The following is a 15,354-nucleotide window of genomic DNA, read 5'->3' on the forward strand; positions in this document are numbered from 1 at the left end:
GTAAAGATGGCAAAAATCATTGATATCAAAGGCCGCGAAGTGCTCGACTCGCGTGGCAACCCAACCGTTGAAGCGGACGTTATCCTCGAAGGCGGCATCATCGGTAGTGCCTGTGCTCCCTCCGGTGCCTCAACCGGTTCACGTGAAGCACTCGAACTGCGCGATGGCGACAAGAGTCGTTACATGGGCAAGGGGGTGCTCAAGGCAGTTGCCAATATCAATGGCCCCATCCGCGAATTGCTGGTTGGCCGCGATGCTATCGCTCAGGTTGAGCTGGATCGCGCAATGATCGAGCTGGACGGCACCGAGAACAAGGCTACCCTGGGGGCTAACGCCATCCTGGCGGTCTCGTTGGCAGCGGCCAAGGCTGCAGCTCAGGCCAAGGGCGTTCCCTTGTACGCACACATTGCTGATCTGAACGGTACACCCGGTCAGTACAGCATGCCGGTACCCATGATGAACATCATCAATGGTGGCGAGCATGCTGATAACAACGTGGATATTCAGGAGTTCATGGTGCAGCCGGTCGGCGCCAAAAACTTTGCAGAAGCGCTGCGCATGGGTGCCGAGATTTTCCACCACCTCAAGGCAGTACTGAAGGCACGTGGTCTGAATACAGCGGTTGGCGACGAGGGTGGCTTCGCGCCAAACCTTGCGTCCAATGAAGATGCGCTGGCTGCTATCTCCGAGGCTGTTGCCAATGCCGGCTATACCTTGGGCGACGATGTAACCCTGGCCCTGGATTGCGCTTCCAGCGAGTTCTATAAAGACGGCAAGTACGATCTGGCGGGCGAAGGTCAGGTGTTTGATGCGGCCGGGTTTGCCGATTATCTGGCTGGTTTGGCTGATCGCTACCCCATTATTTCCATCGAAGATGGTATGGATGAGTCTGACTGGGCTGGTTGGAAGGTGTTGACCGACAAGATTGGTGACAAGGTGCAGTTGGTTGGTGACGATCTGTTCGTAACCAATACCAAAATCCTCAAGCGCGGTATCGATGAGAAAATCGGTAACTCCATTCTGATCAAGTTCAACCAGATCGGCTCGCTGACTGAAACACTGGAAGCTATCCAGATGGCTAAAGCGGCTGGTTTCACTGCGGTTATCTCACATCGCTCGGGCGAAACCGAAGATAGCACCATCGCTGATCTGGCTGTCGGTACGGCTGCGGGTCAGATCAAGACCGGTTCACTGTGCCGCTCTGACCGTGTATCCAAGTACAACCAGCTGCTGCGTATTGAAGAGCAACTGGCCGGTCAGGCACCGTATAACGGTCGTGCTGAGTTCCGCGGCTGAAGTTGAGCAGGGGGACAGACGTCTCCCTGCCAGCCTTGCAGGAGTATCGATATTGTGAAATGGCTATGGCTAGGTGCTTTGGTTTTGTTGGCTGGCCTACAATATCGCCTGTGGGTTGGTGAAGGCAGCCTGGCGCATGTGGCGCAGCTTAAACAACAGATTGCCGGCCAGGAGCGCGAGAACGAACAGTTGCTGGAGCGTAACCGTGTGCTCACAGCTGAAGTTATCGAGCTCAAGCAAGGTGTTGAAACCGTCGAAGAGCGTGCCCGACATGAGTTGGGTATGGTCAAGCAGGGTGAAACCCTGTTTCAGTTAAGCGGCGAATAATTGCTGTGACACTTCCTTTCTGGGTGGTACTGCCAGCGGCCGGCGTCGGTTCGCGTATGCAGGCAGACCGGCCAAAGCAGTACCTTCTCTGGGGTCAGCGCACCCTGATTGAACATACCCTGGATTGCTTTCTTGATCAGCCCGGTCTGAGTGGGCTGGTTGTGGCATTGTCGGCCGCTGATGACTGGTGGGATGAGCTGCCCTGCGCTCGTGACTCACGTATCACTCGCACGGCAGGTGGGCGCGAGCGAGCCGACTCGGTACTCAAGGGTTTGCTGGCGCTGCGCCAGCTTGGCGCCGTCGATGCCGACTGGGTGTTGGTCCACGATGCTGCTCGCCCCAATCTGACTGACAGTGATCTGCAGAAGTTGATTCATACCCTGGCCGACGATCCGGTAGGTGGTCTATTGGCCGTTCCGGTACGTGACACCCTGAAGCAGGTGGGCGATGACGGCCGAGTCAGCGCTACGCCAGATCGCTCCTTGTTCTGGCAGGCGTATACGCCACAGATGTTCCGTCTGGGCGCGCTGCAGCAAGCCCTCACGGATGCCCTTGCAGCTGGTGCTAGCATTACCGATGAAGCTTCCGCGATGGAGTGGGCCGGCATGGCGCCGCTACTGGTGGAAGGGCGTGCGGATAACATCAAGGTAACCCGCCCCGAGGATCTGGAGTGGCTGGCGCACCGCCAACACTGATCTTTATCTGTCTTTCTTCCCCCCGCTATTGGTTTGCCTGGTCAATGTTGACCAACCATTGGTCGTTCCTGTTGTTTACCGATTGACCGCCTGTCTTTGAATAAATATGCTGTACAGATATACAGTATATTGCATCCAGACAGGAGGTGGTCGATGGGGTCCGTAGTTGCGCTTGATACCTTGCTGCAGGAGCGCCGTATATGGCGTGGTCAGCAGGATTTGCCGCCCACGACGCGCCAGCCTACCGGGCACTCTGGGCTGGATGCGGTGCTGCCCGCTGGCGGGTGGCAGGCGGCAGCGGTCAATGAATTACTCTTGCCGACACTGGGCAGCGGTGAGTTGCAGCTGCTGTGGCCAACCCTGGCGCGTTTGACGCTAGCCGGTGAGCGAGTCGTGCTGGTCGGCCCGCCGGCGATTCCCTTTCCTGCCGCCTGGTTAATGGCCGGGGTCACGTTGTCTCAGTTGTCGATTATTCGGGCCACGGGAAGCGATGCACTGTGGGCGGCCGAGCAGTGCTTGCGCTCCGGTAGTTGTGGCGCTGTGGTGAGCTGGCCTGAGCGCGCCAATGATAGGGCCTTGCGACGTTTACAGGTGGCAGCTGATAGCGGGCAGACGCTGGCCTTTGTCTGTCGCCCACAAAAGGAAGCGGTGAACTCCTCTCCGGCGGCTGTTCGGCTGTTGCTTGAGCTACGCCCGCCGCAGCTGCGCATTCTCAAATGCCGAGGTGGCTTGGCACCGGCTAAGCCGATCCATTTTTCCGGCTGGCACTGAGGCGCGCATGCGTTGGGCCTGTATTCTTTTCCCACAATTGGCGCTGGATGCGGTGTTGCGCCGTCGTGACGATCCGCAGGCTCCGCTGGTCTTACTCAGCGGACCACTGCAGCGACGGGTGCTGCAGGCGGTCAATCCTTCGGCCCAGGCGTTGGGGCTTCGCCGTGGCCAGACCCTGACAGTTGCTCGGGCTCTGGTTGAACACTTTGATTGTGAAGAGTACCAGCCGCAGCAGGTGGAGCACTGGCAACAGTTTCTGGCGGCCTGGGGTTACCGCTTCAGCTCCCATGTCAGTCTGGATTTCCCCCGCGCTCTGTTGCTGGAGGTGGAGTCCAGCTTGAGTCTGTTCGGTCCCTGGCCGCGCTTTGAGCAGCGCTTGCGCGAAGAGCTGCAGGCACTGGGGTTTCAGCATCGTATTGTGCTGGCGCCCAATGCCCTGGCCGCACGAATACTGGCTAACGTGGCCGATGGCTTGGCGGTAGACGAAGCGCAATTACCACAGCGGTTGGGCAGCTTACCGATTAGTCGTTGTGGCTTTGCGCCCGAAGTGGCCAGCGCTTTTGCCGGGATGGGCTTGCGCCGTCTGGAGCAGGTGCATGCATTGCCGCGGGCGAGTGTCGCCAAACGTTTCTCGCGGGCGGTGCTGGAGCATATTGACCGCCTGCACGGGCATTTGCCGCAGGCGCTGGATTGCTATCGTCCGCCTGATCACTTTCATGGGCGCATTGAGTTCAACTTTGATGTCGAGTCCAGTACCGCTTTGTTGTTTCCCTTACGCCGTTTAACCGCTGATCTGGCCAGCTTTCTCGCTGGCCGCGACTGTGGTGTTCAGCGTTTCTTGTTGTTGCTTGAGCATCGTGGTGGAACGGCCACCGAGGTCAGGGTGGGTCTGCTTAGCGCCGAGCGTGAACCCGAGATGTTATTCGAGCTGGCGCGTGGACGCCTTGAACCGGTGCAATTGGTAGCGCCGGTGCAAGCCTTGAGCCTGCAGGCTCAGGATTTACCGCGTTTTGTCCCGGCGGCGGCCGAGCTTTTTACTGAGCGACCTCAGCAGTCACTCGGCTGGGAGCAACTACGCGAACGCCTGCGCGCGCGCCTTGGTGACGAGGCTGTTGGTGGCATCGCTGCGCAGGCAGATCACCGACCTGAGCGTGCCTGGAGCGAGTTGGGTCAGGGCACTCGCGTTAGCGGCGCACAGGTGCCGCGGCCGGGCTGGTTGTTGTCTGACCCGCAGCCCTTATCTGACTTTTTTCCACGGGTATTGGCCGGGCCGGAGCGAATTGAATCCGGTTGGTGGGATGGCGCTGACGTGCGGCGTGATTACTATCTGATCGAAACCGCAGACGGGCGTCGTGCCTGGGTCTTTCACCCGGCAGGCAAACCGGATCAGTTCTGGGTGCATGGATGGTTTGCATGAGTAGCCCTTACGCGGAACTGCACTGCCTCTCCAATTTCAGCTTTCAACGCGGAGCCTCTAGTGCGCAAGAGCTGTTTGAGCGCGCTCACCAGCATGGTTACTCGGCCTTGGCGATTACTGATGAGGCCACGCTGGCGGGTATTGTGCGTGCCTGGCAGGCCGCACAGGCCGCGGGCCTTAAACTGATTGTCGGTAGTGAGGTACAAATAGACCAAGGGCCCAGGTTGGTCTTGCTGGTTGAGAACCTGACTGGTTACCAGCATCTCTGCAGTTTGCTCACGCGGGCCCGGCGCCGCGCGAAAAAGGGCGACTACCAGCTGTTGGCTGAGGATCTGGATGAGACTACGGATGGCTTGCTGGCACTGTGGTTGCCGGATGACGATCAGAATGAGGCGCATGGCCGCTGGTTGGCTGAGCGTTTTACGCAGCGTCTGTGGCTGGCGGTGGAATTGCACCGTGGCCCGGACGACGCACGTCGTCTGGATCAGCTACAAGGCCTGGCAGCGCGGCTTGGCTTACCCTGCGTGGCCAGCGGTGATGTGCATATGCATGCGCGCGGCCGCCGCGCTCTGCAGGACACCATAACGGCAATACGGCACCACTGCACAGTGATGGACGCCGGGCACCGGCTGTTTGCCAACGGCGAGCGGCATTTGCGCAGTTTGCCGGTGCTGGCGGCGATTTATCCGGCGGCGTTATTGACAGAAACCCTGCGGATTGCCAAACGCTGCCACTTCGATCTGGGACAACTGCGTTATCAATATCCCCATGAGGTAGTACCGAGCGGGCACTCGCCGGCCAGCTGGCTGCGGGAACTGACGCAGCGCGGTATGCGCTGGCGCTGGCCCGATGGCGTCTCGGACAAGGTTACCGAGCAGGTCGAAAACGAGCTGCAACTGATCGCCGAGAAAGGCTACGACAGCTACTTTCTGACGGTTCAGGATATTGTCGAGTTTGCCCGCCGTCAGCAGATACTCTGCCAAGGGCGGGGTTCGGCGGCCAACTCGGCAGTCTGCTATGCCTTAGGTATTACCGAGATCAATCCCGTGCACAGCAATATGCTGTTCGAACGCTTCATCTCCCGCGAACGCGACGAGCCGCCGGATATCGACGTGGACTTTGAGCACGAGCGGCGAGAAGAGGTGATTCAGTATGTGTTTCGGCGTTACGGTCGTGAGCGGGCAGCACTGACGGCGGTCGCCAATACCTATCATGCTGCTGGTGCGCTGCGCGATGTGGCGCGTGCGCTAGGTTTGCCGGGTGAGCAGATTGATCAGTTGGCGCGTTGTTGTGGTCGCTGGCGCCGAACGCTACCTGATGCCGAGCGTCTCGCCGAGGCCGGCTTTGACGCGAACAATCCTGCATTGCATCGAATTCTGACCCTGGCAGGGGAGCTGATAGGTTTTCCCCGTCATCTGTCGCAACACCCGGGTGGTTTCGTGATTTCCGAAGCTCCTCTGCATACGTTGGTGCCGGTCGAAAATGCCAGTATGGCCGAGCGCACGGTTATCCAGTGGGACAAGGACGATCTGGATGCGGTCGGGTTGCTCAAGGTGGATATTCTGGCGCTGGGTATGCTCAGTGCGCTGCGTCGCTGTTTCGATCTGCTGCGCCATTACCGCAACCTCGATCTTTCGCTGGCCAGTATCCCGGCGGATGACAAGCCAACTTACGAGATGATCAGCCGGGCCGATACTGTTGGTGTATTTCAGATTGAATCGCGGGCGCAGATGGCGATGTTGCCGCGGCTGCGTCCGCAGAACTTCTATGACCTGGTGATTGAGGTCTCTATTGTGCGCCCCGGGCCCATTCAGGGCGATATGGTGCACCCCTATCTGCGCCGCCGAAATGGCGAGGAGCCGGTGGTCTATCCCTCCGAGGAGTTGAAACAGGTCTTTGAGCGCACGCTGGGGGTGCCGCTATTTCAGGAGCAGGTGATGGCGCTGGCCATTGTGGCCGCCGGTTATACGCCTGGAGAGGCTGATCAGTTGCGGCGCTCCATGGCAGCCTGGAAGCGTCATGGCGGGCTTGAGCCGCATGAGCAGCGCTTGACCGACGGTATGTTGGAACGTGGTTACAGCCGTGAATTTGCCGCGCGGATATTTGAGCAGATCAAGGGTTTTGGCAGCTATGGTTTCCCTGAGTCGCATGCTGCCAGCTTTGCGCTGTTGACCTACGCCAGTTGTTGGCTCAAATGTCATGAACCCGCGGCTTTCACCTGTGCGCTGATCAACAGTTGGCCAATGGGCTTTTATAGTCCGGATCAATTGCTGCAGGACGCGCGCCGACACGGTATTGAGACCCGCCCGGTAGACGTAGAGCACAGCGATTGGGATTGCACCTTGGAGCCGGCCCGGACCGAGCAGATGGCTATTCGTCTTGGGCTCAGGCAAATAAAAGGCTTCAGCGAGCCAGAGGCGCAGCGGATCGTGGCGGCGCGCGAGCTACAGCCTTTCGCTGATGTGGCAGACCTGGTGCAGCGCGCTGAGCTTGGCGCTCGTTCGCGCTCGCTGTTGGCCGACTCGGGTGCCTTGCGGGCACTGGCAGGCGGGCGTTTTCGTGCGCGCTGGGCGGTTGCCGGGGTCGAGCCGCAGCTGGCGCTGTTCAGTGGCCAAAGTGCTCCGCGGGAAGCGCCCGCAGCCATACCGGCCCCCAGCGTGGTGGAAGATATGCAGGCAGACTATGCCAGTGTGGGCACGACCTTCGGGCCGCACCCGCTGAGCCTTTTGCGTACCGAACTTGATAGTCGGCGTTGCCGCAGCTTCCGTGACCTGTTGCAGCTGGAACCGGATAGCCCGGTTGTCGTGGCGGGGTTGGTCGTGGGGCGGCAGCGCCCTGGTACCGCAACCGGGGTGACTTTTGTCACCCTGGAAGACGAGTTTGGCATGATCAACGTAGTGGTCTGGCGCGATTTGGCAGAACGCCAGCGCCAGGCGTTGGTTGGTTCTCAGCTGCTGTTGGTCAAAGGCCGGTTTGAGGCGCGCGATGGTGTGCGTCATGTAATTGCCCGCCAGCTGCACGATCTCACCGAGCTATTAACCGGGTTGACCATACGCAGCCGGGACTTTCACTGACGCGCTGTTAGGCTTTAAAGATCAGCAAAAAACGCGGCAATGCGCTGGCTATCGAGTTGATCGATATGCGCCGGGTTCCATTTTGGCTGCTTATCCTTATCGACCAGCAGCGCTCTTACGCCCTCCATGATATCGCCACCGTCAAACCACAGACGATCCAGGTGCAGCTCCATGGCAAAGCAGTCAGTTAGGCTCATATGTCGGCCGCGGCGCAGCAGTTCAAGCGTAACGGCCATGGCAATGGGCGAGCGGCTGTCGATCACGCTGATCGTTGCGGCTGCCCAGTCGGCAAAGTCCGGACGCGTTTCTGTCGCCAGCGAAGCGCGAATGGCGCCTATGTCCGGCTGCGCAAAGTGCGAATCGATAGCCGGTTGCAGGGCGCGCAGCTCAGGCTCTGGCAGCGGGCATTGGGCTAAAGCGGCGATCTGGTCGTGCAGGTTGCTTTGCGTGCCATCAAAGGCGTCGAGCAAGCGATCCAGTTCGTTGAGCTGATCGCTGTGCAGGCACAGGTCGGCCAGTCCGGCATAGAGCGCATCGGCGCTGCGTAGATGATTACCGGTGATGCCCAGGTAGAGGCCGATTTCGCCCGGTAGGCGGGGCAGAAAATAACTGCCGCCCACATCCGGAAAGTAGCCGATGCCGGTTTCTGGCATGCCTAGGCGTGAGCGCTCGGTAATCACCCGGATGCTTGCGCCTTGAGCCAGGCCCATGCCGCCACCGAGCACAAAGCCGTCCATCAGCGCCAGTACCGGCTTGGTATAGGCATGCAGATAAGCATCCAGGGCATATTCTTCTTCGAAGAAGGTATCGATGTTGGGCTCGCCGGCCAGATGCTGTTCGTAGATGCCCCGAATGTCGCCACCGGCGCAGAAGGCACGCTCACCAGCGCCGCGCAGCACCACGGCATGTACGTCTGTATCCTCAGCCCATTGTTCCAGTTGGCTGCGCAGCAGGCGCACCATCTCCAGCGTCAGGGCGTTGAGTCCGGCAGGGCGGTTGAGGGTCAGATGGCCGATATGGCCGCGGCGCTCGGCCAATACGGGCAGTGCAGAATCAGACATGCAGGTCTCCATCAGGGGGTAGTCTTAACAGCGGAAATATGGTCGGGATGGCGTTCTTCGCGGACCAGCATGGCAAGCAGGGCGCTGGCCAGCAAACATAGCGGAATAGTGCTGGTTGCCAGGGCAAAGTCGCCGTGCTGCAGGTCCAGTAGATAGCCCAGCAGGGGTTGAAAGATGAGCGCGCCACCAATGCCGATCATATTGACGAACGCAATGATCGAGCCGGATACCTCGACGGGCTCGCCCTCTTTGGCCATAGCAAAGGTAAGCATCTGGCCGCCGCCGAAAAAGCCGGCGATAAATAGTAGTGCAGCAGTTTGCGGCAAGCTGGTCGAGCTGCCGTAAATGGCCAGCGCGTAGGCGGCTGCCGCCAGCAGGGCACTGATAACGACCAGCCATTTGCGATGGCCAAGCCAGTCGGAGATCAGGCCGGCGGTGATGCTACCGGCTGCCATGCCCCAGTAGATCATGGAAATCGCGGTTTCAGCCTGTACGGGCGACAGCGCATGATCCTTGATCATCTCCTGCTGGCCCCAGAGTCCGCCAAATACGTTCACCGGCATATAGTAAAGCGCGCCGAGTACTGCAATCAGCCAGATTCGTGGGCTGCTCAGTACCGTGCGCAGCGGGCTGAGCAGATTGTCGTTGCGCGCTTCGGCATCACGCACGCCGTGCAGAAAGAGCAGTGCCAGCAGGAACAGGCCTAGTCCGGCGGCACCACTGATCAGGAAGACATTACGCCAGCCACTGACTTCGATCGCACTGGATAGCGCCACCGCGCCGATCGCCGCGCCCAGCATGCCGGTGGCATTGACGATACCCGAGAGCACCGCAAAGCGCTCCGGAGCAAATTGGTGGTTGACCACATAGAGCGCACCAACAAAGGCGAAGGAGGCGCCCAGTCCTGTCAGTAAGCGTGCTGCGGCCGTTAGCGCTAACCAGTCGGTCGCGGCAAACAGTGCCGTGCCCAGCGCGCAAAACAGAATCGCGGGTACAACAGTACGCCGCACGCCATAGCGGTCCAGTGCCAGGCCCACCACCAGCTGCATGGGTGCGTAAATCCAGAAGAACAGACTGACCAGAATGCCAAAGCCGGTATTGCTCAGGCCAAGGAAGCGGCTGATGTCGGTAGCGGCGAGGCTGGGCTCGATGCGCGCGACGAATTCATAGAGAAAGAACAGGCTTGCGGTGATAAAAGCCAGCCAGCGGAAAATAGCAGCGTTGTTGGTATTGCTCATGCCTCAGATACCCCGGGGACAAGACCGGCACAGGCCGGTACAGCGTTATCCAGTGCCGGAGTATAGGGCACCCTGCCGCTGACCATAACCCGTCAACGGCAACAGGGGCTTTCTGTGTCAGTGATTCAGACCGCTGATCTGCGCCTGACTGTCATCCACGCTGTAGCGCCCGCTTTCGCTATCGCGGGCTACTCGCGCCATGGCAACGCGCGGGTCGTGGGTGAATACCAATCGCCCATTACGTGATACCAGATTGTCCAGCAAGGCTTCTTTTTCCTCGATCAACGCTTCCGGGAACCGGTCGTAGCCCATGGTGATGGGCAAGTGAACCCAGGGTGCACCAGGGATCAGATCGCCGGGGAAGACCACGGGGCCATCGGGCATATCGATGATGGGAATCATCAGCCCTGGTGTGTGGCCATCACTGAACCGGAAACGCCAGCCTGCGCCCAGAGTGGCAGACGCCTGGCCGTCGTCAATCAGCTCGAGGCGCCCGCTATTTTCCAATAGTGTCAGCAACTCCGGGATGAACGAGGCCTGATCGCGCGGATGCGGTCGCTTGGCGCGGTGCCAGTGGCGTTGTCCGGTGATGAAGGTTGCATTGGGGAAAAGCAGCTGCGAAGGCTGGCCTTCCTGCCAGGCACTAAGTAGTCCGCCAGCGTGATCGAAGTGCAGATGCGTGAGTACCACCACGTCAATATCAGCGTCAGTCAAGCCAGCGGCGGCCAGGCTGTCGAGCAGTACGTGCCGGTCTTCCACGACGCCGTATCGATCTTTCAGATGCGGTGCGAAAAAGGCGCCGATTCCGGTTTCTACCAGTATGTTGCGATTGTCTTCCTGAACCAGCAGTGCGCGGCAACTCAGGGCGATACGATTTTTGTCATCGACCTCGACCCAGCGGGACCAGAGGGCCTTGGGAGCGTTGCCGAACATGGCACCGCCGTCGAGTCGCTGGCTGTTGCCTTCCAGAGTAGAGAGTGTGCGCATGGGGGCGCTCCTATAACAGAAGGCCATGCGTTGACTCGTTTGTCATGCGCATGGCAGCAGGTATGTTGTCAGCCCGTTTGCGGGCTGTCCAAGTTATCTCAGAGTGAGAAGGTGTAGCCGATAATAAAGCGGTTTTCATCCATGTCGCTGGCGAAGCTACTGCGGTAGGTCGCGTTGCGCCAGTGCAGGGATAGATTCTCCAATGGTCCGCTTTGTATGGTGTAAGCCAGATCGGTGTTGCGCTCCCATTCACTGGCGTTGTCGCTGCCGCTGACGATGTTGATATTGTCGCCGTGGGTGTAGCGGTTCATCAGCTTCAGGCCCGGCAAGCCCAGATCGGCGAAACTGTAGTCATGGCGTACTTGCCAGCTGTGCTCACCACGATTGGCAAAGTCGTTGATCTGTACCAGGTGGACCAGAAAGGGGTCGGTGCCCTGCAGGTAAGCGAAGCCGGTATTGCCATCCATCTGTTGGTAGCTGCTGGCCAGGCGATGCATGCCGGACTGCCAGGAGAGCGCCAGACTGGTCATGCGGTTGTCGACATTGCTGCGTCCGGCATCACTGCTGTCGGCGTAACGCAGGTTAGCATTCAGGCTGCCGCCACCCAGTGCCCGGCTATGGTTGAGGGTCAGGTAATGTTGGCGGTAGATGGAATCTAGCTCGCCGTAGTGATAGCTGGCGCGTGTATCAGGGCTGAAAGCATAAGTGGCGCCAGCAAAGTCAAAGGCGTTGCTCTGCTGTTTGCCGGTCACTATGACATTGCGCGCGCCGCCTTGTACGGGCTGCATGCTCTGATAGTCCGACGAATCGCGCAGATTGATGGCATCAAAGCGGCCCAGGTCGAAGCTAAGGGCATCGTTGCCCTGGGCTTGCAGCCAGCCACCACGGAACGTTTGCGGCAACAGGCGGCTATCGTTATGCATGGCGACGGGCAAGGTGGGTATCAATGTGCCCAGGCGCAACACGTGTTCATCCAGTCTTAGTTTAGCGGTCAGCCCCAGCTCGCCGTATTCAGACATGGCGCGCCCATCGCTGCGGTCACGCTTGAGCAAGCCTGTGCCAGTGCGATCAGGGCTGGAGTCCAGTTTGATGCCAAGCAGCCCGATGGCGTCCAGCCCGACGCCGACGCGGCCAGCGGTATAACCTGATTGCCAGTAGGCACGTACGCCCTGCGCCCACTCATCGGCCTTGCTCTGGGCCGCGCCGGATTGACGAAAGTCACGATTGAAGTAGAAATTACGCAGCTCGATACGACTCTCTGCATCCTGCAAAAAGTCGGCATGTGCCGGCAGAATCAATAGACCTGGCAGGGCTGTCAGTAGAGTGGCTTGTAGCAGTTTCATAGTGTTCATCTCTTGTTTTTATAGTTGATCAGTCAGGGGTGTCGGCGTTTTTGCTCGGCATGTCCTTGACGCTGCGAAAGCGCAGGATGTGGGTGCGTTCGACCAGGATGTACAGCACGGCACCTGCTGCCAGCCCCCAGCCGGCGCCATACACGGCCAGGACGACGCCCATGGTGCCGGCAACGCCGCGCTCGGTATTGTTGTTGAGTTGCTCAAAGCCGACCATCAGGCAGATATAACCGGTCAGGACCAGAGTCAGCGACAGAGCAATGGGCAGCACAGGTTGAAAGAAGCTGACCAGCGGCAGCATGAACAACGCAAGGAAACCGGTGATCCAGAAGGTGCCTGCGCCGCTATAGATCGAGTCCATTGCCTTGCGGCCGTACTTGTAGCGCTCAGCCATGGTGGCGGCGACTGCGGTCCAGATTGGGCCGGCCAGCCCTGGATAGGGGGCGAAGAAGGCATGCAGCGCATTACGCAACGCCGTCACCAGATGCGCTCGATCGATGTTGTTCTCGATGACTTCGTCTGGGCGCAGTTCGTCTGCGCGCTGCATCAGTGACTGACCCACGATAATGTCACCGAAGGCAATTATGTAGGCAATAACCGCCGTTGGTGCCGCCAAGAGGAAAACCTTGGCGTCCGGGAAGCCAACATTGAATGGCAGGTAATTCCACATCTCGGCAAAGGCCGGCATGGTAATGCCCCAGCGCACATTCGGTACCTGATACTCGCCTACCGCAATGCCGACGATAATGGCGATCAACATGCCTGGCACCATGCCGTAGTTGACGATCTTGCGCATGAATGGGACGCGCTCGGTCAGCCCTTTGAAGGATACCGAGAACATCAGATACAGGCAGATCAAGGTGCCCAGGATCAAGGATATTGGTGTGTTGGCCAGGCGGCCGCCGGTCGATATTTCGCCCATCAGAGCGGCGATGCCGGCACCGATAACAATGCCGCCCTTCATCGAGTTGGGCACGATGCGCACCATCACGCTACCGAGCCGGGTGATACCCAGTATCAGAAAGATCAGAAAGACCGTGAACTGCAGTGCGAACAGCGCCTGAATAGCCTCTGGTCCCGGTGCGAAATCACCAAGAAACAGCAGCACAACAGGAATCGCCGGGGTGATCCAGCCCGGTACCATAGGCACCCCAAGCAGGGCCGGCAGCATGAAACCGATGCCGCAGACTACGACGTAGGCCAGCGCGACGTCGTAGGGCAGTCCGAGAAATTTTTCCAGTAGCGGGATCATGCCCAGGCTGACCACAAACATGATCAGCGCCTGCAGCATTTCTGCGGTTTCCCAGCGATAGTGGACGAATGGCAAACGGATCTTGAACGGGCCACAGGGCCAGAAAGGTTGCTCTGCGCCGTCGGCGCGCTTGAAAATAGACATGAAAGGCTCCGTCAGCCGGGCAATACCCGGCTGCTTATTGTTGTTGTGAAACGGTTTTGTGGTGGTGCGGTGCTGTCGTCTAGAGCGCCTTGGCCCAGTCACGCAGCACGTACTTCTGGATCTTGCCGGTTGAGGTTTTCGGCAATTCGGTAAAGATCACGGTTTTGGGTGCTTTGAAGGCTGCCAGGTGCTCGCGGCAGAAGTTGATGATGTCCTCGTGTGAGATGTCGTGGCCGCGCTTGCGGGTTATGAAGGCGCAGGGTGTTTCTCCCCACTTTTCATCCGGACGGGCGACGACGGCCGCTTCCAGCACGGCAGGGTGTTTGTAGAGCGTATCCTCCACTTCGATGGTTGAGATGTTTTCGCCGCCGGAAATGATGATGTCCTTGAGACGGTCCTTGATCTGCACATAGCCGTTGGGGTGACAAACGGCCAGGTCGCCAGTGTGGAACCAGCCGCCCTCAAAGGCTTCTGCCGTGGCTTCCGGGTTTTTCAGGTAGCCTTTCATGACAGTGTTGCCGCGCATGAAGATCTCGCCGATGCTCTTACCGTCACGTGGCACTGGCTGCATTGTTTCCGGGTCACCTACCATCACGCCTTCCAGTGTTGGATAACGCACACCCTGATGGGACTTAAGGTCAGCACGCTCGTCCAGCGACAGGGCGTCCCACTCGCTGTGCCAGGCGCAGACTGTGACCGGGCCATAGACTTCGGTCAGGCCATAGGTATGGGTGATTTGGATACCCATGTCTTCAACCGCACCTATGACCTTGGCCGGTGGAGCTGCGCCGGCGACCATTGCCTTGACTGGATGATCGATGGCGGCCTTGGCCGAGTCGGGCATGTTGGCCAGCGCATTCAGCACAATCGGGGCGCCACACAGGTGAGTGACCTGATGCTCATGGATCAGGTTGAGAATCTTCTGTGGGTCGACCCGGCGCAGGAATACATGCACACCGGCCATGGCTGTGATGGTCCAGGGGTAGCACCAGCCGTTGCAGTGGAACATCGGCAGCGTCCACAGATAGACGGGGTGCAGGCCCATGGCCCATGTCATCTGATTGCCGATGGCATTCAAATAGGCGCCCCGGTGGTGGTAAACCACACCCTTGGGGTTGCCGGTGGTGCCTGAGGTGTAATTCAGCGATATCGCATGCCATTCATCCGTCGGCCAGTGCCAGTCGTATTCGGGGTCGCCTTCGGCGAGAAAGGTCTCGTAGTCTAGCTCGCTGACCGGCTGGCCCTCACCGTATTCGGGATCGTCAACGTCGATGACCAGAATGGGCCGCTTGATCAGATCCAACGCCTTGCTGATGACCTCGTGAAACTCACGGTCGGTAATCAGCACCCGCGCTTCGCCGTGATTCAGCATGAAGGCGATGGCCTCGGCATCCAGACGTACGTTCAGGGTATTGAGTACCGCGCCAATCATGGGCACGCCAAAGTGAGCTTCAAGCATCGCCGGGATGTTTGGCAGCATCACAGCAACCGTATCGCCACTGCGAATACCGCGCTCGTGCAGCGCTGAGGCAAGGCGTCGGCAGCGTTGATAGGTTTCCTGCCAGTCGCGGCGTATGGCGCCGTGGACGACCGCCGGGTAGTGTGGATAGACATGGGCCGTGCGCTCAATGAACGACAGCGGGGACAGGGCAATATGGTTCACGGGGGCCGGTGCGAGGCCTTCCTGGAAGATGCTCATGGCAAAACCTTCTTGTAGTTGTCGGCTGTGCGCGGTGATGT

12 protein-coding genes are annotated in these 15,354 nt (G+C 59.3%); 6 read left to right on the forward strand and 6 right to left on the reverse strand.

Translation table 11 applies throughout. From position 1 onward, the window contains the following. The first annotated feature begins 6 nt into the window (after positions 1–6). The 6 genes from eno to EF096_RS05770 all read left to right on the forward strand — a co-directional run bounded on the left by eno (position 7) and on the right by EF096_RS05770 (position 7,580). On the forward strand, positions 7–1,296 hold the full coding sequence (eno, locus tag EF096_RS05745; RefSeq protein ID WP_123888663.1) for a phosphopyruvate hydratase: 1,290 nt from the start codon (positions 7–9) through the stop codon (positions 1,294–1,296). 54 nt (positions 1,297–1,350) lie between these two features. Further along, entirely contained in the window at positions 1,351–1,623 is a 273-nt protein-coding gene (locus EF096_RS05750) for a septum formation initiator family protein (RefSeq protein WP_372237852.1), read from the forward strand. Further along, a complete protein-coding gene (gene ispD, locus EF096_RS05755; RefSeq protein WP_123888665.1) occupies positions 1,620–2,318 on the forward strand; it encodes a 2-C-methyl-D-erythritol 4-phosphate cytidylyltransferase in 699 nt (232 codons plus the stop codon). The genes EF096_RS05750 and ispD overlap by 4 nt, the downstream gene beginning before the upstream one ends. A gap of 153 nt (positions 2,319–2,471) precedes the next feature. Beyond that, positions 2,472–3,089, forward strand: a complete 618-nt coding sequence (gene imuA, locus EF096_RS05760; protein ID WP_123888666.1) for a translesion DNA synthesis-associated protein ImuA — start codon at positions 2,472–2,474, stop codon at positions 3,087–3,089. Between the two features lie 7 nt (positions 3,090–3,096). Beyond that, positions 3,097–4,506 (forward strand): Y-family DNA polymerase, encoded by a 1,410-nt coding sequence (locus EF096_RS05765; protein WP_123888667.1) that lies wholly within the window; start codon positions 3,097–3,099, stop codon positions 4,504–4,506. Beyond that, on the forward strand, positions 4,482–7,580 hold the full coding sequence (locus EF096_RS05770; protein WP_218565717.1) for an error-prone DNA polymerase: 3,099 nt from the start codon (positions 4,482–4,484) through the stop codon (positions 7,578–7,580). Before EF096_RS05765 ends, EF096_RS05770 begins: the two co-directional genes overlap by 25 nt. 14 nt (positions 7,581–7,594) lie before the next feature. On the opposite strand, the gene EF096_RS05775 is transcribed toward EF096_RS05770, so the two are convergent. The 6 genes from EF096_RS05775 to EF096_RS05800 form a co-directional block, all read right to left on the reverse strand. Continuing rightward, positions 7,595–8,641: an enoyl-CoA hydratase/isomerase family protein gene (locus tag EF096_RS05775; protein WP_123888669.1), complete on the reverse strand. Its 1,047-nt coding sequence runs from the start codon at positions 8,639–8,641 to the stop codon at positions 7,595–7,597. Positions 8,642–8,652: 11 nt separating this feature from the next. Beyond that, positions 8,653–9,879 (reverse strand): MFS transporter, encoded by a 1,227-nt coding sequence (locus tag EF096_RS05780; protein WP_123888670.1) that lies wholly within the window; start codon positions 9,877–9,879, stop codon positions 8,653–8,655. Between the two features lie 117 nt (positions 9,880–9,996). Then, complete coding sequence (locus EF096_RS05785; protein WP_123888671.1) at positions 9,997–10,866, reverse strand: MBL fold metallo-hydrolase; 870 nt, start codon at positions 10,864–10,866, stop codon at positions 9,997–9,999. A 98-nt stretch (positions 10,867–10,964) separates the two neighbouring features. After that, positions 10,965–12,218 (reverse strand): OprD family porin, encoded by a 1,254-nt coding sequence (locus EF096_RS05790; RefSeq protein ID WP_123888672.1) that lies wholly within the window; start codon positions 12,216–12,218, stop codon positions 10,965–10,967. Positions 12,219–12,237: 19 nt separating this feature from the next. Continuing rightward, positions 12,238–13,614 carry a solute carrier family 23 protein gene (locus tag EF096_RS05795; RefSeq protein WP_123888673.1) on the reverse strand — a complete coding sequence of 459 codons (1,377 nt, stop codon included), beginning with the start codon at positions 13,612–13,614 and terminating at the stop codon, positions 12,238–12,240. A 79-nt stretch (positions 13,615–13,693) separates the two neighbouring features. Further along, positions 13,694–15,313 carry an acyl-CoA synthetase gene (locus EF096_RS05800; RefSeq protein ID WP_123888674.1) on the reverse strand — a complete coding sequence of 540 codons (1,620 nt, stop codon included), beginning with the start codon at positions 15,311–15,313 and terminating at the stop codon, positions 13,694–13,696. Between the last annotated feature and the right edge of the window lie 41 nt (positions 15,314–15,354).

The organism is Pseudomonas neustonica, assembly GCF_003797945.1.
GTDB lineage: Bacteria > Pseudomonadota > Gammaproteobacteria > Pseudomonadales > Pseudomonadaceae > Halopseudomonas > Halopseudomonas neustonica.